Raw genomic sequence first — 26,112 nt, 5'->3', positions numbered from 1 at the left:
GCTGTCGCGGGCACATCACGGGAAAGGACGCCGGTGCTCTACTGGCTACTGAAGTACGTCATCCTCGGTCCGCTGCTCAAGCTGATCTTCCGCCCGCAGGTGGAGGGCCTGCACAACGTGCCGGCGACCGGTCCGGTGATCCTGGCCAGCAACCACCTCTCCTTTTCCGACTCGATCTTCACGCCGCTGATCACCGCCCGGAAGGTCACCTTCGTGGCCAAGGCCGAGTACTTCACCGGCAAGGGGATCAAGGGCTGGCTGACCAAGATGTTCTTCGTCGGCACCGGCACCATCCCGGTCGACCGTTCCGGCGGCCGGGCCGCCCGCGCCGCGCTGGACACCCAGTTGCAGGTGCTGCGGGCCGGGGGAGTGGCCGGCATCTACCCGGAGGGGACCCGCTCCCCGGACGGGCGGCTCTACCGGGGCAAGACCGGCGTGGCCCGGCTCGCGCTGGAGAGCGGCGCGGTGGTGGTGCCGGTGGTGATGCTCAACGCCGACGAGATCCAGCCGCCGGGCAAGCTCATCCCCAAGGTCGCCCGGGTGAAGATCCGCTTCGGTGCCCCGCTGGACTTCTCCCGCTACGCCGGTCTGTCCGGTGACCGGTTCGTCGAGCGCGCGGTCACCGACGAGATCATGTACGAGCTGATGGAGCTCTCCGGCCGGGAGTACGTCGACATCTACGCGCAGAAGCTCAAGCAGCCCGTCCCCGTGCCGGCTGCCGCCTGACCCGGCCTCAGCAGGCCACCGCGGGCCCGGTCGGGCTGATCGGCCGGCCGGCGAGCGCGAGCAGCCCGGGGGCGTCGTTGCGCAGCGCGAAGGTGCGTACCTCGGCGCGCGGCACCCGGGCGGCCGCCGGGTCGCCGGCCCGGGTCAGCTCCGCCGCCGCGAACGCCAGCGCCAGCACCCGGTCGCTGGCGTCCGGGATCCGGCCGTAGGTCTCGGCGGCGGCCAGGTGCAGCTCGGCCGAGCGCCGGTGATCGCCGTCGGCCGCGGCCAGGGCGGCCGTCACGGTCCGCAGCGCCGCCTCCGACCACGGGGTACGGTGTCCGACCCGGTCCAGCATCGCCCGGACCCGCACCGCGGCGGTCCGGCCGGCCAGGGCGGCGGCGTACGCGGCAGCGGCGATCCACTCCCCGCTGGCCAGCGCCGGCACCGCCGACCAGGACCGGTCCAACTCCTCGATCAGCTCCGCCGCCTCGTCGGCGCGGTCCTGCAGCGCCCGGCACAGCGCCGCCATGCCCAGCATCGTCCAGTGCAGGCGGTGGAACCCACTGCGCCGTGCGGTGTCCAGGGCGGCGGCCACGTCGTCCGGGTCCTCGTCGTCGCGCAGCACCAGCAGGCAGCAGCGCAGCCCCCGTACCTGCATGTCCCAGCTGCCGGTCGGAGTGTCCACGAATGCCTCCGCCGCGGCGAGCAGCCGGCCGAAGTCGCCGTCGAACCAGGCGAGCATCGCCTCCGCCGAGTAGCTGGTGGTCAGGGTCTGGCCGCTGGCGGTGCGGGCCGGCGCGGCCGAGAGCAGGGCGTTGGAGCGCAGCCAGTCGCCCTCCTCCCTGATCGCCCAGGCGAGGTTCTGGGTGGCCCGGGGCAGCGCGAGCAGCTGGTTGGCGCGGCTGAACTCGACGATCGCGTGCAACTCGTCCAGGCCCACCCGGTCGCCGGACTGGTAGCGGGCGGTGGCCGCGGTGATCCGGGCGTTGGTGCGGGTCTCGGTCAGGCCCAGCCGCTCGGCGATCTCGGCCGCGGTGTCCGCCGCCGCCACGGCCGGGTCCCGCTCGTAGTTGAGCATGTGCAACCGGGCCAGCTCGGCGTACGCGTCGGCCTTCTGCGGGGTGTCCGGCAGCGGCTCGAACAGCTGTACCGCGCGGTCCAGGCAGGCCAGCGCGTCGCTCCGGTCGGCGCGTAGCCAGGCGGCCTGGCCGAGCAGCGTCCACGCTCGGGCGGCGCACGCGTCGTCGCCGTGCGCCAGCAGCCGGTCGGCGAGCGCGTGCACCTGCTCCGGCCCACCGCCGGAGAGGAACCCGTTGCCGTCCCGGTAGAACGAGATCTCGGTGCTCAGCAGCTCCAGCTGGAGCCGGCCCAGCGGGTCACTGTCGTCGGCCAGGCCCAGCGCCCGGCCCGCGTGGCTGGCCGCCGCGTCCAACCCGTGCAGCGCGTACGCCCGGCGGGCCGCCCGGTGCAGCGCCTGCCGCGCCGGCCCGGCGTACCGGCGGACCTGCATGCCGAGCGAGCGGGCGATCTCGTGGGCCGCCCAGCGGTGGTGGGCGAGCACCTCGGCCAGATCGGTGTCGCGGCTGTGCGACAGCGCGTCGAGCCAGTCCGCGGCCCGTTCGTGCCGGGCCACCCGCTCGGTGCGCGGCAGCCGCTGGTAGCAGACGTCGCGCACCAGCACGTGCCGGAACCGGAACTCCGCCTGCCCGGCCATCGTCGACGCCGCCTGCTCGTGCACGAAGTCGCGCTGCTCCAGCCGGCGCAGCGAGCGTTCGACCGACTCGACCGGCTGCCCCAGCGCGGCGGCCACCGCGCCAGGCCAGAACTGCACCCCGACCACCGAGGCGGCCAGCAGCACGGCGCGGTCCTTGGCGTCCAGCAGGTCCACCCGGTTGGCGATCACCGCGTGCACGCTCTCCGGCATGGTCAGTTCGAGCTGCTTGTCCAGCGACCAGCCCCGTCCGGACTGGCGCAGCGCGCCCTGCTCGATCAGCATCCGGACGTACTCGTGGGCGTAGAGCGGGTTGCCGCCGGCCACCTCGATGAGCGGGCTCAGCATGTCGGCGGAGAACGCCGCCTGGCCGAACATGTGCGCGTACAGCGCGGCGATGCCGGTGTCGCGCAGCGGCGGCAGGGTGATGGTCACCGAGCCGGTGATGGTGCCGGCCCAGCTCGGGTCCCGGTCGACCAGCTCCGGCCGGGCGGTGCAGAGCAACAGCAGCGGCACCTCGCGGGCCGCCGCGCCGAGCAGCTCCACGAAGCGCAGCATCGCGTCGTCGGCCCAGTGCAGGTCCTCGAAGACCAGCACGGTGGGGCGGCGGGCGGCCAACGCCAGCAGGAAGCGCCGCCACGCCGACTCCGCCTCCTCGGCCGGCAACGGTGTGCCGGGCAGCCCGACCAGCGGTCGCAGCGCGTCCACCACCCGGCCCCGTTCGCCCGGGCCGATCAGCTCGCCGACCGCCGCGGTCAGCCGCTGTGCCGCGCTGCTGGCCGGGTCGGTGTCCAGGATGCCGGCCTCGGACTTCACGATGTCGGCCAGCGCGGCGAACGTGACGTTCTCCCCGAACGGCGGGCAGCGCCCCGTCCGCCAGGTCAGCGGCTCGTCGACCAGCCGACCGGTGTGCCGGTAGAGCTCCCGCAGCAGCCGGCTCTTGCCGATGCCGGCCCGGCCGAAGATGGTCACCACCTGCGGCAGTCTGTCGCGCAGTGACCGGTGCAGGGCGTTGACCAGCATGCCCAGCTCGTGTTCCCGGTCGACCAGCGGCGTGGTGTCCGGCTCCCGGTCGGTGGGCTGGCGGCGCAGCGGGGACAGGGCGAGCCACACCTCGGTCGGCGACGAACGCCCGCGCAGCGTGACCGGGGGCTGCTCCTCGTAGCGGATCGCGTCCTTGGTCAGCGCGTGCGTGCTGCCGCAGACCAGCACCCCGCCCGGCGGCGCGACCGACTGCATCCGGGAGGCCGTGTTGACCACGTCGCCGGCCACGATCGCCTGCCCGCCGTCGCGGGCGGCGGCCACGTCGACCAGCGCCTCGCCGGTGGCCACCCCGACCCGGAACCGCAGCTCCGTGCTGCCGGTGGGGGCGAACCGGGTGAGCACCCGTTGCAGCTCCAGCCCAGCCCGTACGCAGCGCAACGCGTCGGTCTCGGTGGCGATCGGGGCGCCGAAGAGCGCCATCACCGCGTCGCCGATGTACTTCTCCACCACCCCGCCGTACTGGCCGACGACCCGGCGGGCGGCGGAGAAGAACCCGGTCTGCATGCCGCGGACCTGCTCCGGGTCGGCCCGTTCGACGTACGGGGTGAAGTCGATCAGGTCGACGAAGAGCACGCTCACCCGGCGGCGGTCCTCCTGCGGGGTGACCGCGGCCGGTCGGTCCGCGCCCGGCCTGGGCGACCCGCACGAGGTGCAGAAGGTGACGTCCGAGGCGAGCGGACGCAGACAGTGCGGGCAGACGGCGCCCAGTTCGGCACCGCAGCCACCGCAGAAGCGGTCGCCGTCGGCGGCCGTGCGTCCACAGCGCCCACACTGCGCGGCGATGACATCCTCCACTGACGAACAGGCGGACGCGCACCGCGTCCCGTCAGTGGAAGTATCACCGCCGACGCGGCTGTCGGGTACCGGCCTGTTGGCTTGTGGACAGTCCACCCGGGCATTCACGGACTAGATTCAGGCAGCCACATGTCGTTCAGCGAGCACAGGGGGACAGGTCAATGGTGTACGTCAAGTTGGAGAGCGACTGGACCGACGGCAACGGGGTCAGCCACTCCGCGGGTGAGTCGGTGGACGTCGACGCCGCCACCCTCGCCACCCTGCAGGCCGAGGGCATCGTCATCGAGCAGTCCCACGGGGCGGGCGGCGACGGCAAGGGCCCGGACAAGTGGGCCGGTCCCGGCAGCTCCGGGGTCTGACTCAGCGCTGGTGAAGCGACGACGCGGCCGGGTCACCCACGGGTGACCCGGCCGCATCGTGTCCGTTTCGGTGCGTCGCCCGTCGGGCGGGATCAGCGATCGTTCATGCCGGCGCGTCGACGCAGCGCGGCCACGTCGGTCACCACGATCCGGCGCCCCTCGGTGCGCAGCCAACCACGACTGGCGAACGACCCGATCGCCTGGTTGACGCTCTGCCGGGAGCCGCCGGCCATCTCGGCCAGCTGGCTCTGGTTGAGCTCGATGGTGATCATCGGCGCCTGGCTCTCGCCGGCCAGCCGGACCAGCGTCTTGGCCACCCGACCGGGCAGGTCGAGGAAGACGTGGTCGGCGTTCTGCTCGGTGAGCCGGCGGATCAGCCCGCCCAGCGAGCGCATCACCGCGTCCAGGATGCGCGGGTTGGAGTGCACCAGTTCCATGAACGCCCCCCGGGACAGCGCGAGCGCCGCGCAGTCCTCAATGGCCTCGGCCGAGGCCGACCGGGTGGAGGCGTCGAGCAGGGAGACCTCGCCGAGCACGTCCGGTGGACGGATCACCGACAGCACGGCCCGCTCGCCGGTGGGTGCGGTGCGGAAGACGGCCACCGCGCCCCGGCGGAGCACGATCAACGACTCGCCCGGGTCGTTCTCCACGAAGAGCAACTGACCCTTGCGGTAGGTGCGCGGGACGGCGGCGGCGATGACCCGCTGCCGCACCTCGGGCTCCAGCCCGGCGAACATCTCGACACCCGTGAGCGCGTCACCCGGCTCCGGCAGGCGAACCTCCACGGGCCAACCCCTCCCCGGTAAAGGACCACAACTCGCTCACCGGGCGAACCTGATGGCCCCGACAAGGTGAACTGACACCGGTTCGGCGTCCGGTAGCGGTACACATCAGATCATGACGGTCCGGTCGCTTGCTGTACACCCCTCGAAGCACTTCCGTGACCGTCCCGAGCTGCGGCGTACCGCTTTCTGGGGTGCAGATCCAGGCCGGCGGCACGGGTCTTCGCCGGCGCGGCCCGCGGCCGTCCGCCGGCCCCGCCGGTCAGCGCCGCGTGGCGGTGGGCGAGGATGGCCGGAATGGTCTACCGCTACTTCTACGACTGCGAGTTCATCGAGGACGGCCAGACCGTCGACCTCGTCTCGATCGGTGTCGTCGACGAGTACGGCCGCGAGTTCTACGCGGTCTCCACCGAGTTCGACGACTCCCGCGCCGTGCCCTGGGTCCGGCGCAACGTGCTGGACAAGCTGCCGTCGCCGGCCGACCGGGCCTGGCGCTCGCGGGAGCGCATCCGCGACGACCTGTACGACTTCCTGGTCGAACCGGTCCGGGACCGGCCGGGGGAGCAGCTGGAGCTGTGGGCCTGGTTCGCCGCGTACGACCACGTGGTGCTCGCCCAGCTCTGGGGTGCGATGCCGGCGTTGCCCCGGGAGATCCCCCGGTTCACCAAGGAGTTGCGGCAGCTCTGGGACGACCGTGGCCGGCCAACCCTGCCGGACGCGGACGCGGCCCGGCACGACGCCCTGGTCGACGCCCGGCACAACCTGGCCCGCTGGCGGGCGATGACGGCCCGCTGAGCGGCGACCGGTGACGGCCGCACCGGCGGAGGTTTGACCGGTTCTGTCCAGGGCACCGGTTCGACGAGTCGAGCCGAGGGAGAGTGCCATGAGCAACGAGTCGACCAGCGCCGCCGAGGCCCGGGCCCGAGTCACCGAGCTGGCTCGGGCCGCGCGGGTCTGCATGCTCACCACGATCGCCCTGGACGGGCGGCAGGTGAGCCGGCCGATGGGCCTGCAGGAGGCCGAGTTCGACGGCGACCTGTGGTTCTTCGCCTCCGCGGACTCGGCCAAGGTCCGCCAGATCCGGGTGAACCCGGAGGTCAACGTCGCCTTCTCCGACCAGAGGCACAACGCCTGGGTGTCGATCTCCGGCACCGCCAACGAGGGGTTCGACCGGTCCCGCGCGGACCGGCTCTGGAGCCCGGTGCTCAAGGCCTGGTTTCCGGACGGGCTGGACACCCCCGGCCTGACGATGATCAAGGTGCACGCCAGCTCCGCCGAGTACTGGGACTCGCCCAGCAGCACCGTGGTCAACCTGCTCGGCTTCGCCAGGGCGGCCGTCACGGGCCGGCCGCCGGAGGCCGGCGAGAACCACGAGGTGACGTTCTGACCCGCGAGAGGCGGCCGGTCGACCCGGGGCGCGCTGTCACCGCACAGGCAGGCCGACTACAGTGCGCAGTGACGGCCCGCCCCGGGCCGGCAACGGCGCCGATGGTCTGACCTGACACATATCCTGGGGCATATCGGGCTTTACCTGATGCTCCAGGAGGATGAGCGGATCATGCGTATCGGCGTGCTCACCGGCGGCGGCGACTGCCCAGGTCTCAACGCGGTCATCCGGGCGGTCGTCCGCAAGGGCGTCGCCACTTACGGTCACGAGTTCGTAGGCTTCCGGGACGGCTGGAAGGGCCCGCTGGAGGGTCTGTCCCGGCCGCTCGACATCGCCGACGTCCGCGGCATCCTGCCCCGCGGTGGCACCATCCTCGGCTCGTCCCGGACCAACCCGTTCAAGATCGAGAACGGCGTCGAGCGGATCAAGGACAACCTCGCGGAGCAGGGCGTGGACGCCCTGATCGCGATCGGCGGCGAGGACACCCTCGGCGTGGCCACCAAGCTCTACGAGCTGGGCGTGCACGTGGTCGGCGTACCGAAGACGATCGACAACGACCTGGGCGCCACCGACTACACTTTCGGCTTCGACACCGCGGTCAACATCGCGATGGAGGCCATCGACCGGCTGCACACCACCGCGGAGAGCCACCACCGCACCCTGGTCGTCGAGGTGATGGGCCGGCACGCCGGCTGGATCGCCCTGCACGCCGGCCTGGCCGGTGGCGCCAACGTGATCCTGCTGCCGGAGCGGCAGTTCGACGTCGAGCAGGTGGCCGGCTACGTCGAGAAGCGCTTCCAGCACCAGTACGCCCCAATCGTGGTGGTCGCCGAGGGCGCCCAGCCGCTGGACGGCCAGATGGTGCTGGCCAACCAGGAGCTGGACTCGTTCGGTCACGTCCGCCTCGGCGGCATCGGCCAGTGGCTGGCCGAGCAGTTGGAGGCCAAGACCGGCAAGGAGGCCCGCACCGTGGTGCTGGGTCACATCCAGCGCGGTGGCACCCCGACCGCCTTCGACCGGGTGCTCGCCACCCGGCTCGGCCTGCAGGCCATCGACGCGGTGCACGAGGGTGACTGGGGCAAGATGGTCGCGATGCAGAGCACCGACATCGTCCGGGTGCCGCTGGCCGAGGCCACCCGCGAGCTGAAGACCGTGCCGCTGGAGCGGTACGCCGAGGCTGAGGTCTTCTTCGGCAGCTGATCGACGGTCGACGGCGCGGTGGGCCTGCGGGTCCGCCGCGCCGCGACCCGACACGAGGGGGTACGACCGAGATGTCCGCCGGGGTGCACACGGTCGCGGTGATCGGCGCGGGCAAGATCGGTGAGTTGATGCTCTCCGGGCTGCTGCGCTCGGGATGGCCGGTCGACCGGCTGTTGGCCACCGCCCGCCGACCGGCACGCGCCGAGGAGCTGACCGCCCGCTACGGCGTCCGAGTGGTCGACAACCTGGCCGCGGTGGACGAGGCGGCGGTGCTCGCGGTCTCGGTCAAGCCGCAGGACGCCGCCGCGCTGCTGGACGAGATCGGCCCCAAGGTGCCCGCCGACAAGCTGGTCATCTCGCTCTGCGCCGGGCTGCCCACCAGCTTCTTCAACCGCAGGCTGCCCGAGGGCACCCCGGTGGTCCGGGTGATGACCAACACCCCGGCACTGGTCGACGAGGCGATGACGGCGATCTCGGCGGGCGCGTACGCCACCGGGACGCACCTGGCCCTCGCGGAGGAGATGTTCAAGCCCCTCGGCCAGACGATCCGGGTGCCCGAGTCGCAGCAGGACGCGGTCACCGCGCTCTCCGGCTCCGGTCCGGCCTACTTCTACCTGCTGGTCGAGGCCATGATCGACGCCGGGATCCTGCTCGGGCTGCCCCGGCAGGTGGCGCACGAGCTGATCGTGCAGACCGCGATCGGCTCCGCGGTGATGCTGCGCGACTCCGGCGAGCACCCGGTCAAGCTGCGCGAGGCGGTCACCTCGCCGGCCGGCACCACCATCTCCGCCATCCGCGAGCTGGAGAAGCACGGCGTCCGGGCGGCCATGCTGGCGGCACTGGAGGCTGCCCGCGACCGCGCCCGCGAGCTGGCCGCCCAGGCCGACTGAGACTGTCACCCGTCGCGGGGCCCTGCACGCCCCGGTGGGTGCCGCATACTGGCCCGGTGTTCACACTCGCCCAGGCCCGGCACCTGGTGGCCACCCTGCAGCCGCGTGTCGACGAGTTGATCCGGCTGCGGGCCGACCTGGCCGAGCTGCGCGCCGACCTCACCGACCACGGCGTCAGCGCGCTCGGCGGGTTGGCCGAGGTGAAGGGGCTGGAGGCCCGGCTGCACGGCGTCGTTGACGAGCTGCACCAGCACGACATCCAGGTCAAGGGCATCGCACCGGTGCTGCTCGACTTCCCCGGCGAGCGGGCCGGCCGCGCCGTGCTCTGGTGCTGGCTGGAGGGGGACTCCGACGTGCGCTGGTACCACCGGGCCGAGTGCGGCTTCGCCGGCCGCCGCCCGGTCTGAGTGCGCTCTGGCCAGGGCCGGCGACCGGGTGCTCAACCCGCGGCGGAGCCCGGCAGCACCGGGCCGGCGGCGTCGGTCACCGCGAACACCACCACGTTGTCCCGGTAGTGCCCGCGCCGCCGGTCGAAGTCGCCGCCGCAGGTGACCAGGCGTAGCTCCGCGCCGGGCGTCGGGCCGTAGACCACGGCGGTGGGGAACTGGTCCTTGCGCGTGCGCAGCGACCCGGTCACCCGGAACGACAGTCGCTGCCCGCCACGCCACACCTCCACCCGGTCGCCCGGACGCAGCTCGCCGAGCCGCGCGAAGACCGCCGGGCCGCGCCGCGAGTCCAGGTGGCCGGCGAGCACGGCCGGGCCGGTGTCGCCGGGGGCCGGGCCGCCGCCGTACCAGCCGGCGGTCTCGAAGTCGGTCGGCGGGATCAGCGCGCCGGCCCGGTCCAGGCCCAGCACGGTGAGCGCCGAGTCGACGCCGATCCGCGGCACGCGTACCCGGGTGGGTGGGCCCTGCGGCGCGGGCACGGCGGCGGGCGACGGGCAGTCGTCGGCGCAGCCCGGCTGCCAGCTCGCCGACGGCGGTGGCAGCGCCGGGGCGGTCGTGGCGAGCCCGACCCCGGTGCCGGCGGCCAGGCAGACCGCCGCGCCGGCCGCGACCAGCGCGGCCGGCGGCACCCGGCGGTCGCGGTGCCGTCGGATCGCGAGGTCGGGCCCGGTGCTCACCAGGTCGTGCGCCGCCGCCGCCACAGCAGCAGGCTCACCGCGACGGCCGCCGCGGCCAGCCCGCCGGCCACCAGGGGGTACGCGCCACGCCCGGTCCCGGCGGTGCCGCCGGCGCCGGTGTCCACGCCACCGGCCGGTACGACGGTGCCGCCCTCAGCGTCGCGGCGCAGCTCGGCGGTGAGCCCGCCCTGCTTCGCGTCGAGCACCAGCAGCGAGTAGACCGCGCCTCGGGTCAGCTGCACCTCGGTGTCGGTGCTCGGCCCACCGGCGCCGGTCAGCTTCAGCCGCCAGCTACCCGGCTCGACCTGCTGGTAGGCGGTGGTGGTGGCGAACTGGACGCCGCTGGCGATCATCGGACCGTCGGCGGCGGCCACATCGAGCACCGGAGTCCGCACCGACGCCTGCACGACGCGCACCTTGGCCCGGCCCTCGGCGGGCGCGCTGAGGTCGTCGTTGAGCACCCGCAGCCCCAGGTCGGCGTGCCGACCGACGCCGGCCACCGTGTACGCGTCGCCACTGGTCACCGCGACCTCGGTGGTGAGCACCGGGGGATCGCTGGCGGGGGCGCCGGCCTCGCGCATCGCCACCGCGTACCGGCCGGGCGCCAGCTCCAGGTAGTCGGAGACCACGCCATAGCCGACCCCGGGAAAGACCTGCGGCTTCGCGGCGGCGGGGGCGGCCAGGTAGACGTCCACCGCCGGGGTGTCGGGGGAGAGATGGGCGAGCCGGACGTATCCGACGGTGTCCGCGCCGGTCGCGGCGCTGACCGACATCGGGGTGCCGGCGGCGGCGAGGGTGGTGCCGAGCAGGAGCGCGCCAGCGCCAGCCAGCAGCCGGCGGGGCACGGTACGGAGCGTGTGCATGTCGCCTCCGGGGCACGTTCGGTGAGCGGGCGGCAACCCACGGACAGAGTCCCGTGTACGGGACCATCCCGCAAGTTGTCCCGGGGATGTCGCCGGATTTTGTCACCCGCGCCGAGTGCGTGACGGGCCGGTCAGTCCTTGACGGCGAGGAAAGCGAGCAGATCCGGGACGCCACCCGGGCCAGCCTCGGCGACCCGGACCAGCCGTAGGCCGGCGGCCACCGTCGCGTTGAGCAGGTCGGCGAGTGGCACGTGCCAGGCGCCCACCCGTACCCGCACACCGCTGGTGTTCCAACTGGCGAAGCTGCGTGACCGGTCGGCGTACCGCTCGTCCACGACGACGCTCGGCCGCTGGCTCCAGTCCGCGAACGCCCCTACGAAGCAGGGGTGCACGCCCACGTGCACGAACCGCCCGCCAGGGCGTAGCACCCGGGCGACCTCGCGCAGCACGGCCGGGTAGTCGGGTACGTCCGTGCTGGACAGCACGCACATCGCCGCGGGCAGCGACGCGTCGGCGATCGGCAGCGCGACAGCGTCGGCCCGGGTCACCGGCAGCCGCCCGGAGGCGTGCCGCAACTGCCCGCCGGACAGGTCCACGCCCACCGGTGTCCAACCCAGACTCGCCGGCACGGCGGCGTGCGCGCCGGTGCCGCAGCAGATGTCCAGGCAGGTGCCTTCGCCCGCGCCCAGCAGGTCCGCCACCGTCGTGTGCACCCGCCGGAGATATCCACCCCCGGCCGAGATGAAGTCCTCGTACCAGTCCGCGTGGGCGTCGTACGCGGGTGTGCTCGTCGCTCCCATCAGCCGATGCTAGGGATCGGGACGCGCCGCGCGGCATCCGTTCTCCCGAGGGCAGACGCGGCGCTGGCGGGCCGCCGCCGGTCGTCGCGGTCCCTTATTCTCGGTCGATGCGGGATCGCCGGGTGGTGCTGGCGTGGGCGGCCTTCGTGGTCGTCGCGCTGGTGTCCTGCGTGCTCGTGCTGCGGCGCGAGGACCGCCTCTCCGACCTGCACATCTACTACGGGGCGCTGTCCGACCTGCACTCCGGCCGGCCGCTGTACGGGTACGTGGCGGAGAACGGCGGCCCGTTCACCTATCCGCCGTTCGCCGCGCTCGTGCTGGGGCCGATCACCGCCGTCAGCGAGGGCGTACTGCAGGGGATCTGGCTGGTCGCGACATGCGCGGCGGTCGTCGCCATCGCCGGGACGGTCGGCGTCGCGCTGACCGCCCGACGGTCCCGGCGCCCGCTCGTCGTGGCGGTGGCGGCTACGGTGCTGATGCTCTCCGCGCCGGTGCAGAGCAACCTGCGCTTCGGCCAGGTCAGCATCTTCATCGTGCTGATGGCACTGCTCGACGGGATGGGCGTCGTCCCACCCCGACTGCGCGGGGTGCTGGTCGGCATGGCCGCGGCGATCAAGCTGACCCCGCTGCTGTTCGTGGTGTACTTCCTCGCCACCGGCCGCTACCGCGACGCCGGCCGTGCGGCGGCGACGTTCGTGGCCTGCGCCGGGCTCGCCGCGATCGTGCTACCCCAGGAGAGTTGGACCTACTGGACCGAGTCCGTGCGGCAGACCTCCCGGATCGGCAACCTGGCGTCGCTGGGCAACCAGTCCCTGCACGGGATGCTGCTGCGCGTCGGTGTCGACGAGGCGTCCCTGCCCCTGCTCTGGGCCGGCCTGGTGGCGCTCATCTGCGCGGCGGCGCTGCTGCGGGCCCGGCAGTTGACGGCGCAGGGCCGCTCCGCACACGGCGCGGTACTCGTCGGCTGCGCCACCGTGGCCGCGTCCCCGGTGTCCTGGACCCACCACCAGGTGTGGCCGGTGCTCGCCGCGATGCTGTTGATCGGCGCGTCCGGCGTCACCCAGCGGGCCGCTGGCGCCGCGTTGCTCGGCACGATGGTCGTCTCGTTGGGTGCGGCCCTCAGCCCGGTGTCGACGCGGCCGGGCGTGCAGTTCCTGTTCGAGAACGCCCGCGCCGTCGGGGTGTGCCTGCTGTGCCTGGCCGGCTTCGGGGGCGTCGCGGTTGCCGCCGCCCGGACGAACCGGCGGCCGGCCACCGGGCGAGCCTGGTGGCGGGTGGGCATCGCGGCCACGGTGGCGGTCGCGTTCTTCGCCGTCCAACCCCTGCCCGCCGGAGCGGACCCGACCTTCAAGGCGTACAACCTCGACGACGTGGTCAACCCGCGGTACTTCTTCGTATGCCGGGGCCCGGCCGAGTGCGCCGCCTACCGCACCGACGCGCCGGTCACCTTCGGCACCCGCGCCGAGAAGACCAAGGTACGGGTCAACGGCGTGGTCTCCCCGCAGGTGGCCCGATTGGAGTACTACTCCGCGCCAGGCGGGGCGCCCCGGGCCATCCCCCTGCTCGACGCCTATCCGGGGACCCGGACGTTCTCGTTCCGGTCGGCGAGCATGGCGCAGGGTCGGCTCATCGCGTACGCCTCGGACGGCCAGCCGATCGCCAACTACGACGACGAACTCGCCGCCGCCCTCCGCACGACCACCCGATAGGGGAGGCTGCGCGAGGCGGGGCGGGCCGCCGAGCACGGCGGCCCGCCCGGCGGTGGTGGTCAGCGGGTGGCGGCGGCCAGGGCGGTGCGCAGCTTCTCGGCGTCGCTCTGGGCCGGGTGCTCCCAGTTGGTCGGGTCGGCGGAGTAGATGGTCCCGTAGGCCGGGGTGTCCGGCTGGTAGCGCCACCCCTCGGCCAGCGACCCGGCATCCACCGCGTCGTAGCCGATCCGGTCCAGGAAGGCGGTCACCTCGGCCTTCGCGGCGGCGTCGTCGCCGGCGATCGCGAGGGCGCTGCGGTCGGCCGCGCCGGCGGGCCGGGGCAGCGCGGCCAGGTGCTTGAAGAAGATGTTGTTGAAGACCTTCACCACCCGGGACTCCGGCAGGTGCTGCTGGAGCAGTTCGCTGCTGGTGATCTCGCCGGAGTCCAGCTCCGGGAAGTTCCCGTCGCGCTGCGGGTAGTAGTTGTTGGTGTCGATGACGACCTTGCCGGCCAGCGGCTCCACCGGCACCGCCCGGTACGCCTTCAGCGGAACGCTGACCACCACCAGATCGCCCACCTGCGCCGCGTCCTGTACCGTGCCGGCGCTGGCATGCTTGCCCAACTCCTCGACCAGGTCGGTGAGCGTCTCCGGCCCGCGCGAGTTGCTCAGCACCACGTCGTACCCGGCGGCCACCGCCAGCCGGGCCACATTGCCACCGATGTGGCCACTGCCGATCAGTCCCACAGTTGTCATGCTCGTTCCCAACTCCGTCCACCCGCGACACATTCCCGACTGGTGCGGTGGGTTATTCCGGTTGCCGGCGTGCCGACCGGTGCGCAGAATCCCGTCCGTGCAGTGTCTGACCGAGGATCTCGCGACCTTCACCGCCGCAGCCGACGCCTGGCTGCGCCGCGAGCCTGTCCTGCACAACGTACTGCTCACGCTGGTCACGGACCGGCTCTCCGGGGACGTGCCACTCTCCGGTGACGAGCAGTTCGTCCGGGTGGTCGACGGCGGCGCGGCGGTGGGCGCGGCGGTACACACCCCGCCGCGCGGGCCGCTGCTCGGCGCGGTGTCGGTGGCCGCCGCGCGAGCGCTGGCCGACCACTTCGTCCGGGCGGCGCCGCCGCTGGCCGAGGTGCACGGCCCGGTTCCGGCCGTCGGGGAGTTCGCCGAGCGGTACGCCGAGTGCGCCCACCTGGTGGCCGTACCCGGCACGGCGCAGCGGATCTTCGAGCTGGACGCGGTCCGGTCGCCGGTCGGCGTACCCGGGCGGGCTCGACCCGCCACCACCGCGGACCGAGACCTGCTGATCACCTGGGCCGCCGCGTTCCTCGCCGAGACGGCGCCCGGCGGGCCGCCGGTGAACCCCGCCCGGCAGATCGACGCCCGGCTGCCGCACGGCGACCTGCTCTGGCTGTGGGAACAGGCCGGTACGCCGGTCGCGACGGCCTGGCTGAGCCGGCCGGTGGCGGGGGTGGTCCGGGTCAGCGGCGTGTACACGCCGCCGAAGTGGCGGGAGCACGGCTTCGCCAGCGCCTGTGTCGCACACGTCAGCCAGCACGCGCTGAATACCGGCGCCGCCGCCTGCACGCTCTACACCGACCTGGCCAACCCCACCACCAACCGGATCTACCAGGTGCTCGGCTACCGCCCAATCGCCGACGTGCCCCAGTGGCGCTTCGTCGCGCCCCGACGCCCCTCCCACGGTCGATCATGGAGTTGTGGTGGGGGACGAGTCCGGCGAACCATGACGCGTCGGGCACCACAAATCCATGATCGGCTCGCGGGTTGGGTTAGGGGAGGACCTTCTCGATGGCGGCGTGTAGCTCGTCGGCACCGGGCTCGACGGTGGGGGCGAACCGAGCGGCGGCCGTGCCGTCCGGGGCCACCAGGAACTTCTCGAAGTTCCACCGGACGTCCCCGGTGTGCCCGTCGGCGTCCGGGGTGTCCACCAGCGCGGCGTAGAGCGGGTGCCGGTTGGGGCCGTTGACGTCGACCTTCTCGGTCAGCGGGAACGTGACCCCGTAGTTGACCTGGCAGAAGTCGCTGATCTCGGCAGCGCTGCCCGGCTCCTGCCCGGCGAACTGGTTGCAGGGCACGCCGAGCACCACCAGGCCGCGGTCGGCGTAGGAGTCCGCGAGGGCCTGCAGGCCGGCGTACTGGGGGGTCAGGCCGCAGCGGGAGGCGACGTTGACGACCAGCAGCGCCTTGCCGCGGTAGCGGGCCAGGTCGGCGGGGCCGCCGCTGAGAGCGTCGATCGGGATGTCGAAGACGGTCATGGTTCGAGGCTACTTGCCGGCCGACGGGGCGCCGCTGACGGGTGGAGCAGGTGCACTCCACGCACCAGGAGAAATCGATACATGCACATCTTGACGAAGTGATGACGCGCTGAGTACCGTCTCACCATCTCTTTTGGAAAGTTTCCTAACAGTTCGGGAGACGCCTCATGAAAAGATCGCTCCGCCGGGCCCTCTGGGCCGGTGCCGTGGTCGCCTTGACCCTCACCGCGGTGCCGATGACCACCGCGTTCGGCGCCGGCACCGTCACCGCCACGTTCGCCAAGGCACAGGACTGGGGGACCGGTCACGAGACGAGGGTGACCGTCACCAACGGGTCGAGCGCCACAGTCAGCACCTGGCGCATCGAGTTCGACCTACCGTCGGGCACCACCATCAGCAGCGCCTGGGACGCCGACGTGACCAGCAGCGGCAACCACTACGTCGCGGTCAAGAAGAGCTGGGCGGGCGGTCTCGCCCCGGGCGCCTCGTTCAGCTGGGGCTACAACGGCACCGGCGCCTACAAGGCGCCGTTGAACTGCACCGTCAACGGCGCCGCGTGCGGCGGAGGCACCACCCCGCCGACCACTCCGCCGCCGACCACGCCCCCTCCGACCACCCCGCCGCCGACGACGCCCCCACCGACCACGCCGCCGCCGACCACGCCCCCGCCGAACCCGGGTGCCAAGAAGGTCGTCGGCTACTTCGCCGAGTGGGGCGTCTACGCCCGCAACTACCACGTCAAGAACATCCAGACCAGCGGCTCGGCCGCCAAGCTGACCCACATCCTGTACGCCTTCGGCAACACCACCGGCGGCCGCTGCTCCATCGGCGACAGCTACGCCGACTACGAGAAGGCGTACACCGCGGCGGACAGTGTCGACGGCGTCGCCGACACCTGGGACCAGCCGCTGCGCGGCAGCTTCAACCAGCTGCGCAAGCTCAAGCAGTTGAACCCGCACCTGAAGGTGATCTGGTCCTTCGGCGGCTGGACCTGGTCCGGCGGCTTCACGCAGGCCGCGCAGAACCCGGCCGCCTTCGCCGAGAGCTGCTACAACCTGGTCGAGGACCCGCGCTGGGCGGACGTCTTCGACGGCATCGACGTCGACTGGGAGTACCCGAACGCCTGCGGCCTGACCTGTGACAGCAGCGGTCCGAACGCGTTCAAGAACGTGGTCGGCGCGCTGCGGACCAAGTTCGGCTCCAACGCCCTGGTCACCGCCGCGATCACCGCGGACGGCAGCAACGGCGGCAAGATCGACGCCACCGACTACGCCGGGGCCATGGGCAGCCTCAACTGGCTGATGCCGATGACGTACGACTACTTCGGCGCGTTCAACGCCCAGGGCCCGACCGCCCCGCACTCGCCGCTCACCTCGTACACCGGCATCCCGCAGCAGGGGTTCAACTCCGACGCGGCGATCCAGAAGCTCAAGAGCAAGGGCGTACCGGCCAACAAGCTGCTGCTCGGCGTCGGCTTCTACGGCCGGGGCTGGACCGGCGTCACCCAGGCCGCCCCGGGCGGCAGCGCCACCGGTGCGGCACCGGGCACCTACGAGGCGGGCATCGAGGACTACAAGGTCCTCAAGAACACCTGCCCGGCCACCGGCACGGTTGCCGGCACCGCGTACGCCAAGTGCGGCAACAACTGGTGGAGCTACGACACCCCGTCGACCATCAACGGCAAGATGACGTACGCGAACAACCAGGGCCTCGGTGGCGCGTTCTTCTGGGAGCTCTCCGGTGACACCAGCAACGGCGAGCTCATCGGCGCCATCAAGGGCGGTCTCGGCTGAGCCGAGGGCCGACGCACCACCCACACGGCGGGGAGGGGCCGCACCGTCCCTCCCCGCCCGTGACGGACCGGCCCGGTCGACGCGCAGCGTCGGCCGGGCCGCTGGCGTTGGGCGGGCCGGCCCCGATGTGGCAGACTCGCGGCTCGGCAGTCTCGATGTCCCCGTCGACGGAGGTGATCATGCGCTCGACCCACCGCAGGCTGGCCGCGACCGCCGCTGGGCTGGTGCTGCTGCCGGTCGCCCTGGTCGGCTGCGGGATCGGCGGCGGCGGCGATGAGCCGGCCGCCAAGCCTGAGCGTGCCCCCGCCGAGGAGGCCGCAACCCGGTCCCGTGAGCGGGTGCAGGCGTACCTCGACGCGATGACCGCCAAGGATGTCGCGGCCGGTCGCAGCCAGCTCTGTGCGCTGCTGCACGAGGGCTTCGACCTGGGTGCCACCGGCCCCAACGGCGACTTCGCGGACCATTTCGAGGTGCCCGAGGCGGCCATCACCGATGTCCGGTCCGGCTCGCGCGGCCAGGAGGTCAGCGTCTCGGTCTCGGTCACCGCCGGCACGCGCAAGGTCACCCGACCGTTGGTGTTCACCGTCACCCGCGACGGCGGCGACTGGTGCATCGCGGGGGAGGCGCCGGGTGGCGTCCCGGCCGCCGCGACGCCGACCGGCGTCGCCCCCTCGCCCGCGTCCTGACCTGCGCCCGCTGGGATTGATCTCCCAACAGCCGGAACCGTCCCCCTCGCCGCCCGGGCACCCCGACGGCCGCCGTAGGCTTTCTGTCATGCGCCATGAGTGGCATCAGCTGAGCCATCCCGGGGTGGGCAGCCCGGGCCTGCAGACCAGCCGACCGACCGTCGACTCCGCCGAGGACGCGGCCCTCGGCCTGGACCGATGGCGGGAGCTGCCCCGCGAGCAGACCCCGCCGTGGTCCGACCCGGCCACGGTCGCCGAGGTCTGCAAGGTGCTCGACACCGTTCCGTCGGTCGTCGCGCCCTACGAGGTGGATCAGCTCCGGCAGAAGCTGGCCCTGGTCTGCGAGGGCAAGGCTTTCCTGCTCCAGGGCGGCGACTGCGCTGAGACCTTCGCCGACAACACCGAGAGCCACCTGCTGGCCAACGCCCGGACCCTGCTCCAGATGGCGATCGTGCTCACCTACGGCGCGTCGCTGCCGGTGGTCAAGGTGGCCCGGGTCGCCGGGCAGTACACCAAGCCCCGCTCGCTGCCCACCGACGCGCGCGGCCTGCCCGCGTACCGCGGCGACATGATCAATTCGCTGGAGGCCGACCCGGCCGCCCGGGTCGCCGACCCGCAGCGCATGATCCGGGCGTACGCCAACTCGGCGGCGGCGATGAACATGCTCCGGGCGTACCTCGCCGGTGGGCTCGCCGACCTGCACGCGGTGCACGACTGGAACAAGGGCTTCGTGAAGAACTCCCCGGCCGGGGAGCGCTACGAGGCGATCGCCCGGGAGATCGACCGGGCGCTGGCCTTCATCCGGGCCTGCGGGATGACTGACGACGAGGCGCTGCGCACCGTCACCCTCTACTGCTCCCACGAGGCCCTGGCCCTGGAGTACGACCGGGCGCTCACCCGGGTCTCCGACCGCCGGGCGTACGGGCTCTCCGGGCACTTCCTCTGGATCGGCGAGCGGACGCGGCAGATCACCGGCGCGCACATCGACTTCATCTCCCGGATCGCCAACCCGATCGGCGTCAAGCTCGGCCCGACCACCTCACCCGACGAGGCGATCGAGCTGTGCGAGAAGCTCAATCCGGACAATGTCCCCGGCCGGCTCACCCTGATCAGCCGGATGGGCAACCACCGGGTGCGCGACGCCCTGCCGCCGATCGTGGCCAAGGTCACCGCCGCCGGCGCCAAGGTGGTCTGGCAGTGCGACCCGATGCACGGCAACACGCACGAGTCGTCCAACGGCTACAAGACCCGGCACTTCGACCGCATCGTCGACGAGGTGCTCGGCTACTTCGAGGTGCACCGGGGGCTGGACACCCACCCCGGTGGCCTGCACGTCGAGTTGACCGGCGAGGACGTCACCGAGTGTCTCGGCGGCGCTCAGGGCATCGAGGACCTCGACCTGCCCGACCGGTACGAAACCGCCTGCGACCCGCGACTGAACACCCAGCAGTCGTTGGAGCTGGCCTTCCTGGTAGCGGAGATGCTCCGTGGCTGACGCGAGGAGTGAGCTTGCGAGCCCCGCAGTCGGCAGCCGAAAGGACAACTGTGGCTGACATGTTCGTGGATTTGCGCTCCGACACGGTGACCCGGCCGACCGCCGGTATGCGGGAGGCGATGGCCACCGCAGAGGTCGGTGACGACGTCTACGGCGAGGACCCGACCGTCAACGCGCTGGAGGCCGAGGTCGCCGCGCTGTTCGGGCACGAGGCGGCGCTGTTCGCCCCGAGCGGGTCGATGGCCAACCAGATCGCCCTGCAACTGCTGGTGTCGCCCGGCGACGAGCTGCTCTGCGACGCCGACGCGCACGTGGTCACGTACGAGATCGGTGCCGCGGCCGCGTACGGCGGGATCTCCTCGCGGACCTGGCCTGCGGTCGGCGCGGACATCGACCCGGAGACGGTCGCCGGGATGATCCGGCCGGACGGCTACTTCGCCGTCCCCACCCGCGCGATCGCCGTCGAGCAGACCCACAACCGGGGCGGCGGCGGGGTGATCCCGCTCTCCACCCTCCGGGCGCTGCGTCGGGTCGCCGACGACGCGGGGGTGGCGCTGCACTGCGACGGCGCCCGGATCTGGCACGCGCACGTCGCCGACGGGGTGCCTCTGATCGAGTACGGCCGGCTCTTCGACACGATGTCGGTCTGCCTCTCCAAGGGCCTCGGCGCGCCGGTCGGCTCGCTGGTGGTGGGCAGCGCGGAGAAGATCGAACGCGCCCGGCTGATCCGCAAGCGGATGGGCGGCGGCATGCGTCAGGCCGGCATCCTCGCCGCCGCCGGCCGGTACGCGCTCGCGCACCACGTCGACCGGCTGGCCGAGGACCACGCCAGGGCGGCCCGGCTCGCCGAGGCGGTCGCGCCGTTCGGCGTGCTCGCCACCGCGGTCCGCACCAACCTGGTCCCGCTGGACCTGACCAAGCACGCGCTGGACGCCCGCGCCCTGGCCGCCGCCGCGCGGGCCGAGGGCGTACTGATCTCCGTGCTCGGCCCCCGGACCGCCCGCCTGGTGACCCACCTGGGCCTCGACGACACGGACATCAGCCGCGCCACCACCGTCCTCACCAGCGTCCTGTCCGCCTGACCCACCCCGCGGTCCCCGCTGTTGATCAAGAGGTTTGCGTCAGATTCCGGCCTCCGGATGACGCAAACCTCTTGATCAACAGGTTGGGGCGGGGTGGGGTGGGGGTTAGGGGTGGAGGCGGGTGAGGGTGGCGATGTCGGCGGCGTGGCCGATCTGCTTCTCACTGGGGGTCTCCACGACGACCGGGACGCCGGCGGTGGCCGGGTGGGCCATCAGCTCGGCGAAGGCCGGCTCGCCGATGGTGCCCTTGCCGATGTTCTCGTGCCGGTCCCGGGTGGAACCGCACAGATCCTTCGAGTCGTTGGCGTGCACCAGCCGCAGCCGGTCCGCCCCCACCGTGGCCACCAGCGTGTCCAGGGTCGCCGTCATCCCGCCCTCGACGGCCAGGTCGTGCCCGGCGGCCCAGGCGTGACAGGTGTCGAAGCAGACCCCCAGCATGGGGTGCCGGTCCACCGCGTCCAGGTAGGGCCCGAGCTGCTCCACCCGGGAGGCGAGCGACCGCCCGCCGCCCGCGCTCGGCTCCACCAGCAGCATCGGCCCGCCGGCCTCGGCGGCCCAGTCGAGCAGCGGCAGTAGCTCCTGGCGGACCTGTCGCATCGCCGCCTCGGCGTGCCCCTCGTCGACCGAGCTGCCGGCGTGGAACACCACCGCCTGAGCGCCGATCGCAACCCCCCGGCGCAGCGCGTGCGCCAGCGTCTGCGCCGACCGTTCGACCGTGGCCGGGGTGGGCGAGCCCAGGTTGACCAGCAGCGAGGCGTGGATGAAGGTCGGGATGCCCCGCTCGGCGCAGCCGTCGCGGAACAGCACGTCCTGCGTCGGGTCACCGGCGGGCAGCGCCCAGCCCCGCGAGTTGGAGACGTACACCTGCACCACCTCGGCGCCGGTCGCGTCGACGTACGGCAGGGCGGCCTTGGCCAGCCCACCGGAGGTGGGGGTGTGTGCGCCGACCGGTCGGGAGCGGGTCACCGGCATCTCAGAAACATCCGATGGTGACCTGGGTGCCCGGCGGCACCTGCGAGTTCTCGCCCGGGTTCTGGAACCGGACCACGGCGTTCGGGTTGAACTGGATCGCCACCGGGAAGCCCTGGCTCTCCAGCACCTGCTTGGCCTGCGGGCAGGGCAGGTCGATCACGCGGGGTACGACCACCGCCGGCGGGCCCTTGCTGACCTCCAGTTTGACCTGGGTGCCCTTCTCCACGCCGGCGCCGTCGGCCGGGCTCTGACCCAGGATCTCGTCCTTGGGCTTGTCGGAGTCCTTGTAGGTCTCCACCGGCACCAGGTTGAGTTGGGCCAGGGCGGTCCGGGCCTCGGTCAGGCTCTTGCCGACCAGGTTCGGCACCGACACCGGCGCCCGGCCCCGGCTCAGGATGAGGGTGATCTTCGCGCCCGGTTTGACCTCGGCGCCCACCTTGGGGGAGCTGTCCACCACGACCCCGGCCGGCAGGCTGTCGTCGTAGCGGGCGGTGCCCTTGGCCACCACCAGCTTCGCGTTGACCAGGTCCGCCTCGGCCAGCTCGAACTCCTTGCCGATCACGTCCGGGACCGGGAAGCGCTCCGGGCCGAGGGAGAGGGTCAGGGTGATCGTGCCACCCTTGACGATCTTGGTGGTCGACGCCGGGCTCTGCCCCAGCACGCTGTCCTTCGGGGCCTTCTCGTCGTAGCGCGGCTCGCCGTACGCCAGGGTGAGCCCGGCGCGGTCGGCCCGCGCCTGCGCGTCGGCGTTGCTTAGGCTGACCAACTGCGGGGCGGCCGTGTAGCGACCGACGCCGAACCACCAGCCGCCGACGGCGGCCACCAGACCCAGCACCACCACCACGGCCGCGACGGCCAGCCGGCCCCGCGGGTTGCCCATCACCGTGCTGCGCAGCTCGGCGAGCCGGGACCACAGCCCCTCCGCCGGCTCGGGGGCGGCCCGCCGCCGGCCCGGCCCCTGGTTGCCGCCCTCGGGCAGCCGGGCCCAGGCAGGGCGCTCAGCCGGGCGGACCGTGGCGACCATCATGGTCGGCTGGGAGACCGGCGGCTCGTCGGTCACCCGGCGCAGCACGGTGGTACGGCTGTTGGCGTCGCCCAGGGCGTCCCGGGCCACCTGCACCTCGGCCAGCAGCACGCCAGCGTCGGCTGGCCGGGCACCCGGATCGCGCCGGGTGGCCCGCTGAACCAGATCGTCGAGGATCGACGGCAGGCCGGGCACCAGCGTCGAGGGTGCCGGCACGTCCCGGTCGACGTGTTGCCAGGCGACGTCCACCGGACGGTCCCCGTCGTAGGGCACCCGACCGGTGAGCATCTCGAACAGCACGATGCCGGCCGAGTAGACATCGGTACGCGGGTCCGCCCGACCCTCGGTGACCAGCTCCGGGGCGACGTACGCCACGGTGGCCATCAGCTGGTTGCCCTGCTCCTCGTCGGCGCTCGCCTCGACCGCCCGGGCCAGCCCGAAGTCGGCCACCTTGACGACGCTGTCCACCAGGTTGGCCACGCCGCCGGTGGGCGCCTCGGCGACCAGCACGTTCTCCGGCTTGACGTCGCGGTGCACCAGGCCGGCCCGGTGCGCGGCGGCGATCGCGGCGAGCATCTGCTCGGAGATGGCCAGCACCTCGTCCGGGTTGAGCCGGCGTCGCTCGGCCAGCACGTCGCGCAGCGTGCGGCCGCGGACGTACTCCATCACCAGGTACGGCAGACCGGCATGGGTGCCCTGGTCGTAGACCGCCACCACGTTCGGATGGGTCAGCCGGGCAATGGTCTTCGCCTCGTCGGTGAACCGGGTCACGAAGTTCGCGATCCGGGCACGGGCTTCGGGGGCCTGGGTCGGATGAATGATCTTTACAGCGACGGTGCGCTCGAGGCGTTCGTCGGTGGCGGTGTACACGGTCGCCATGCCGCCACGGGCCACGCGACCGCGAATGCGGTAGCGCCCGTCGATAAGCGAGCCCAGCAACGTGTCGGCGACCTGTGTGTCCATCGGCAGGGAGTCTATGTGTCCAAGGGGCGAAGTTTGAACAGGATGCTACAGGCCGGGGCTGGGCCTGGTCCGTCCCGCCGCGTTCGCCGCCCCCGTCCCGACGGGTTGGTGCCGGTCATCCGGGGTGCCGGTGGCTCGTCCGGGCAGTGGCGTGGCAGGGTGATCGGGTGACCGAACCCATACCCGACCAGGCCGTACCCGGCCTCGCGCTCGCCGGACCCGCCGACCTGGCCGACTGGCTCACCCTGCCCGACGTCGCCGAGCGCCTCGACGTGTCGATCAGCAAGGTGCACCAGATGATCCGCGACCGGGAGTTGCTGGCGGTCCGCCGCGACGGCATCCGGCGGATCCCGGCGGATCTGGTGGCCAACCAGACCGTGCTCAAGCACCTGCCCGGTGTGCTCAACCTGCTCTCCGACAACGGCTACGACGACGAGGCCGCGCTGCGCTGGCTCTACGAGCCGGACGAGACCCTCCCCGGAGCCACCCCCGCCGCGGCCCTCTCCGGCGACCAGGCCCGCGAAGTCAAACGCCGAGCCCAAGCCATCGGCTTCTAACCCCGCCCCCGGCCCTCCGCCCCCCGCGCCCCCCGGCGCTCCGCGCCCCGCGTTCCCCCGCGTCGATCATGAAGTTAGCGGCGTCCGCACCGGCGAGTCGTGCCGCTAACTTCATGATCGACCGGGGCGGGAGGCCCGGGCCGGGAGGGGGGAGGGGGAGGGGGTTAGTCGGCGCGGCGGGTGGCGGCTATGGCTAGGTCGACCAGGGCCTGGCGGGCCTCGGTGTCCAGGTCTACGGCGGCCAGCGCCGCCAGCGCGCTGTCGGTGAGCGTGACGATTCGCTGCTCGGTGCGGGCCAGCGCGCCGCTCGCGGAGATCAGCTCACGCAGCCGGGCCACCCCCTGCTCGTCCAGCTCCGGGTCGCCGAGCCGGCCGAGCAGCAGCTCCCGGCCGGCGTCGTCGGTGGCCTCCACGGCCGCCGCGACCAGGTACGTGCGCTTGCCCTCGCGCAGATCGTCCCCGGCGGGCTTGCCGGTCTGCGCCGGGTCGCCGAAGACCCCCAGCACGTCGTCGCGGAGCTGGAACGCCTCGCCCAGCGGCAGCCCGTACGCCGAATAGGCCGTCCGCACGTCGGCCGTCGCGTCGGCCAGTGCGGCGCCGAGCAGCAGCGGACGTTCGACCGTGTACTTCGCCGACTTGTACCGGGCGACCTTGCTGGCCCGCTCCACCGAGGTGTCCCCGGTGGCCTGGGTCAGCACGTCGAGGTACTGCCCGACGGTGACCTCGGTGCGCATCTCGTCGAAGACGGGCCGGGCACGGGCCACCGCTCGTAGGTCCAGCCCAGCGGAGTGCAGCAGCTCGTCGGACCAGACCAGGCAGAGATCGCCGAGCAGGAGCGCCGCGGCGTCGCCGAACCCGTCCGGGTCGCCGCCCCAGCCAGCCGCCCGGTGTCGGGCGGCGAATCGCCGGTGTACCGCCGGCTCACCGCGCCGGGTGTCGGAGCGGTCCATCAGGTCGTCGTGGATCAGGGCGCTGGCCTGCACGAACTCCAGCGCGGCCAGGGCGGTGAGCACCTGGTCGGAGTCCACCCCGCCGGCGCCCCGGAAGCCCCAGTACGCGAAGGCCGGACGCAGCCGCTTGCCGCCGCCGAGCACGAACGCCTCGATCGCCTCCGCCACCGGGACCAGGGCGTCGTCCACCCGGGTCAACCGGGCCCGCTGGCCGGCCAGAAACTCGGTGAGGGCCTTGTCGACCCGCTGTCGCAGGCCGGCGCGGTCGACGGGAGACACGGGAGCAGCGTGGGTCACGCCACGACGCTAGCCGGTCGTCATGGCCCGCGCTCCACCGCCACGCGTAGTCCCGCCGGCCCGCCCGGCGGCGCGGCCCGGACCCGTCCGCCCGGCGGGCCGCGCGCTGGCCACGGTCGCCCGCCCCGGCCCGCCGACCCGGGTCGGGCCTGCTCGCCGGGTGCTCGCGGCGGCCTCGGCGAGCACCACCAGCGGCATGTCCAGCACGATGGCGAGCCAGCCAAGCCAGAACCCTCCGGGGACACGTCGCTGCCGTTCCCACCGGGACACCTCGTGCCGGCTCAGCGTCGGCACCCCCGCGGCGGTACACAACTCGGCGGCGGTGCGCTGCTGGCTCCAGCCCAGGGCCGACCGGCGCTGGGCGAGCAGCGGCCCGAGCTGTGGCGGGCGCGGTGGTGGGGACGGGGTCATCGGTCCTCCCGGCGGGGGTCGGTGCGGTGACGACCCGCCCGCCTGAGCGGACGGGACCGGCGTCACCGGTCGGCTGCTGACCCCCACGCGTGCCCCCCGGGCCGCTCCCGCCGCCCCTCCCGCGCCACCCATTCCTACCCCGTGGGTACGACGGCTTCGCGTCCGCCGGGCCGGGCGGGCAGGCCCCCGCCGGTCGGCGGGCGGGGGCCCGGATACGCCCACACGGACCCGTCGATCCGTATACCGGC

General features: G+C 73.0%; 25 protein-coding genes and 1 pseudogene. 14 read left to right on the top strand and 12 right to left on the bottom strand.

Annotated features, from left to right (window positions below):
- Positions 1–33: 33 nt before the first annotated feature.
- Positions 34–726 (top strand): lysophospholipid acyltransferase family protein, encoded by a 693-nt coding sequence (locus ACFY29_RS07400; RefSeq protein WP_386984093.1) that lies wholly within the window; start codon positions 34–36, stop codon positions 724–726.
- Positions 727–733: 7 nt separating this feature from the next.
- Here ACFY29_RS07400 and ACFY29_RS07395 read toward each other — a convergent pair whose 3' ends face one another.
- The gene (locus ACFY29_RS07395; protein WP_355604941.1) at positions 734–4,258 is read right to left on the bottom strand and encodes an adenylate/guanylate cyclase domain-containing protein; all 3,525 of its coding nucleotides are present in this window, start codon (positions 4,256–4,258) and stop codon (positions 734–736) included.
- A 161-nt stretch (positions 4,259–4,419) separates the two neighbouring features.
- Here ACFY29_RS07395 and ACFY29_RS07390 point away from each other — a divergent pair, with 161 nt between their 5' ends.
- Positions 4,420–4,617 carry a hypothetical protein gene (locus ACFY29_RS07390; protein ID WP_328418927.1) on the top strand — a complete coding sequence of 66 codons (198 nt, stop codon included), beginning with the start codon at positions 4,420–4,422 and terminating at the stop codon, positions 4,615–4,617.
- Positions 4,618–4,709: 92 nt separating this feature from the next.
- On the opposite strand, the gene ACFY29_RS07385 is transcribed toward ACFY29_RS07390, so the two are convergent.
- A complete protein-coding gene (locus tag ACFY29_RS07385) occupies positions 4,710–5,402 on the bottom strand; it encodes a Crp/Fnr family transcriptional regulator (RefSeq protein ID WP_030337710.1) in 693 nt (230 codons plus the stop codon).
- 294 nt (positions 5,403–5,696) lie between these two features.
- On the opposite strand from ACFY29_RS07385, the gene ACFY29_RS07380 reads away from it, so the two are divergent.
- The 5 genes from ACFY29_RS07380 to ACFY29_RS07360 all read left to right on the top strand — a co-directional run bounded on the left by ACFY29_RS07380 (position 5,697) and on the right by ACFY29_RS07360 (position 9,283).
- Positions 5,697–6,194, top strand: a complete 498-nt coding sequence (locus ACFY29_RS07380) for a polyadenylate-specific 3'-exoribonuclease AS (RefSeq protein ID WP_328426804.1) — start codon at positions 5,697–5,699, stop codon at positions 6,192–6,194.
- An 88-nt stretch (positions 6,195–6,282) separates the two neighbouring features.
- Complete coding sequence (locus ACFY29_RS07375) at positions 6,283–6,786, top strand: pyridoxamine 5'-phosphate oxidase family protein (RefSeq protein ID WP_386984089.1); 504 nt, start codon at positions 6,283–6,285, stop codon at positions 6,784–6,786.
- Positions 6,787–6,957: 171 nt separating this feature from the next.
- Positions 6,958–7,986: a 6-phosphofructokinase gene (locus ACFY29_RS07370; protein WP_328426802.1), complete on the top strand. Its 1,029-nt coding sequence runs from the start codon at positions 6,958–6,960 to the stop codon at positions 7,984–7,986.
- A 71-nt stretch (positions 7,987–8,057) separates the two neighbouring features.
- On the top strand, positions 8,058–8,876 hold the full coding sequence (gene proC, locus ACFY29_RS07365; RefSeq protein WP_328418925.1) for a pyrroline-5-carboxylate reductase: 819 nt from the start codon (positions 8,058–8,060) through the stop codon (positions 8,874–8,876).
- Positions 8,877–8,932: 56 nt separating this feature from the next.
- Positions 8,933–9,283 (top strand): DUF2203 domain-containing protein, encoded by a 351-nt coding sequence (locus ACFY29_RS07360; RefSeq protein WP_328418924.1) that lies wholly within the window; start codon positions 8,933–8,935, stop codon positions 9,281–9,283.
- A 32-nt stretch (positions 9,284–9,315) separates the two neighbouring features.
- On the opposite strand, the gene ACFY29_RS07355 is transcribed toward ACFY29_RS07360, so the two are convergent.
- The 3 genes from ACFY29_RS07355 to ACFY29_RS07345 all read right to left on the bottom strand — a co-directional run bounded on the left by ACFY29_RS07355 (position 9,316) and on the right by ACFY29_RS07345 (position 11,662).
- Positions 9,316–10,023, bottom strand: coding sequence for a class F sortase (locus tag ACFY29_RS07355; RefSeq protein WP_386984087.1), 708 nt, complete (start codon positions 10,021–10,023; stop codon positions 9,316–9,318).
- Positions 9,996–10,862 (bottom strand): DUF4397 domain-containing protein, encoded by an 867-nt coding sequence (locus ACFY29_RS07350; RefSeq protein ID WP_386984086.1) that lies wholly within the window; start codon positions 10,860–10,862, stop codon positions 9,996–9,998. Before ACFY29_RS07350 ends, ACFY29_RS07355 begins: the two co-directional genes overlap by 28 nt.
- Before the next feature lie 131 nt (positions 10,863–10,993).
- Positions 10,994–11,662: a class I SAM-dependent methyltransferase gene (locus tag ACFY29_RS07345; RefSeq protein ID WP_386984084.1), complete on the bottom strand. Its 669-nt coding sequence runs from the start codon at positions 11,660–11,662 to the stop codon at positions 10,994–10,996.
- 107 nt (positions 11,663–11,769) lie between these two features.
- Here ACFY29_RS07345 and ACFY29_RS07340 point away from each other — a divergent pair, with 107 nt between their 5' ends.
- The gene (locus tag ACFY29_RS07340) at positions 11,770–13,371 is read left to right on the top strand and encodes a glycosyltransferase 87 family protein (protein ID WP_386984082.1); all 1,602 of its coding nucleotides are present in this window, start codon (positions 11,770–11,772) and stop codon (positions 13,369–13,371) included.
- A 59-nt stretch (positions 13,372–13,430) separates the two neighbouring features.
- Here the strand turns inward: ACFY29_RS07340 and ACFY29_RS07335 are convergent, their stop codons facing one another.
- Positions 13,431–14,105, bottom strand: a complete 675-nt coding sequence (locus ACFY29_RS07335; RefSeq protein ID WP_386984080.1) for an NADPH-dependent F420 reductase — start codon at positions 14,103–14,105, stop codon at positions 13,431–13,433.
- A 52-nt stretch (positions 14,106–14,157) separates the two neighbouring features.
- Complete coding sequence (locus ACFY29_RS07330) at positions 14,158–14,754, bottom strand: hypothetical protein (protein WP_386984705.1); 597 nt, start codon at positions 14,752–14,754, stop codon at positions 14,158–14,160.
- On the opposite strand from ACFY29_RS07330, the pseudogene ACFY29_RS07325 reads away from it, so the two are divergent.
- A pseudogene (locus ACFY29_RS07325) lies at positions 14,716–15,000 on the top strand (GNAT family N-acetyltransferase); the annotation flags it as partial. The gene ACFY29_RS07330 and the pseudogene ACFY29_RS07325 sit on opposite strands and share 39 nt — an antisense overlap.
- Before the next feature lie 148 nt (positions 15,001–15,148).
- On the opposite strand, the gene ACFY29_RS07320 reads toward ACFY29_RS07325, so the two are convergent.
- Entirely contained in the window at positions 15,149–15,634 is a 486-nt protein-coding gene (locus ACFY29_RS07320; protein ID WP_386984078.1) for a glutathione peroxidase, read from the bottom strand.
- Positions 15,635–15,801: 167 nt separating this feature from the next.
- Between ACFY29_RS07320 and ACFY29_RS07315 the strand changes: the two genes are divergently transcribed.
- The 4 genes from ACFY29_RS07315 to ACFY29_RS07300 all read left to right on the top strand — a co-directional run bounded on the left by ACFY29_RS07315 (position 15,802) and on the right by ACFY29_RS07300 (position 20,690).
- Positions 15,802–17,427, top strand: coding sequence for a glycosyl hydrolase family 18 protein (locus tag ACFY29_RS07315; protein ID WP_386984077.1), 1,626 nt, complete (start codon positions 15,802–15,804; stop codon positions 17,425–17,427).
- Between the two features lie 179 nt (positions 17,428–17,606).
- On the top strand, positions 17,607–18,113 hold the full coding sequence (locus tag ACFY29_RS07310; protein ID WP_328418914.1) for a hypothetical protein: 507 nt from the start codon (positions 17,607–17,609) through the stop codon (positions 18,111–18,113).
- Between the two features lie 88 nt (positions 18,114–18,201).
- Positions 18,202–19,608, top strand: a complete 1,407-nt coding sequence (locus ACFY29_RS07305) for a class II 3-deoxy-7-phosphoheptulonate synthase (protein ID WP_355604975.1) — start codon at positions 18,202–18,204, stop codon at positions 19,606–19,608.
- 50 nt (positions 19,609–19,658) lie between these two features.
- The gene (locus ACFY29_RS07300; protein ID WP_328418912.1) at positions 19,659–20,690 is read left to right on the top strand and encodes a GntG family PLP-dependent aldolase; all 1,032 of its coding nucleotides are present in this window, start codon (positions 19,659–19,661) and stop codon (positions 20,688–20,690) included.
- 105 nt (positions 20,691–20,795) lie between these two features.
- On the opposite strand, the gene ACFY29_RS07295 is transcribed toward ACFY29_RS07300, so the two are convergent.
- Together ACFY29_RS07295 and pknB are read right to left on the bottom strand one after the other, a co-directional pair.
- Positions 20,796–21,662, bottom strand: coding sequence for a deoxyribonuclease IV (locus ACFY29_RS07295; protein WP_328418911.1), 867 nt, complete (start codon positions 21,660–21,662; stop codon positions 20,796–20,798).
- A gap of 1 nt (position 21,663) precedes the next feature.
- Complete coding sequence (gene pknB, locus ACFY29_RS07290; RefSeq protein ID WP_386984073.1) at positions 21,664–23,649, bottom strand: Stk1 family PASTA domain-containing Ser/Thr kinase; 1,986 nt, start codon at positions 23,647–23,649, stop codon at positions 21,664–21,666.
- A gap of 179 nt (positions 23,650–23,828) precedes the next feature.
- Here pknB and ACFY29_RS07285 point away from each other — a divergent pair, with 179 nt between their 5' ends.
- A complete protein-coding gene (locus ACFY29_RS07285) occupies positions 23,829–24,206 on the top strand; it encodes an Rv2175c family DNA-binding protein (protein ID WP_386984676.1) in 378 nt (125 codons plus the stop codon).
- A gap of 164 nt (positions 24,207–24,370) precedes the next feature.
- Here the strand turns inward: ACFY29_RS07285 and ACFY29_RS07280 are convergent, their stop codons facing one another.
- Positions 24,371–25,453, bottom strand: a complete 1,083-nt coding sequence (locus ACFY29_RS07280; RefSeq protein WP_386984071.1) for a polyprenyl synthetase family protein — start codon at positions 25,451–25,453, stop codon at positions 24,371–24,373.
- 9 nt (positions 25,454–25,462) lie between these two features.
- Positions 25,463–25,864, bottom strand: a complete 402-nt coding sequence (locus ACFY29_RS07275; protein WP_386984069.1) for a helix-turn-helix domain-containing protein — start codon at positions 25,862–25,864, stop codon at positions 25,463–25,465.
- Positions 25,865–26,112 lie beyond the last annotated feature (248 nt).

The organism is Micromonospora sp. NPDC000668 (genome assembly GCF_042897975.1).
In the GTDB taxonomy this organism is placed as follows: domain Bacteria; phylum Actinomycetota; class Actinomycetes; order Mycobacteriales; family Micromonosporaceae; genus Micromonospora.
This window is presented reverse-complemented; position numbering and strand designations above follow the sequence as displayed.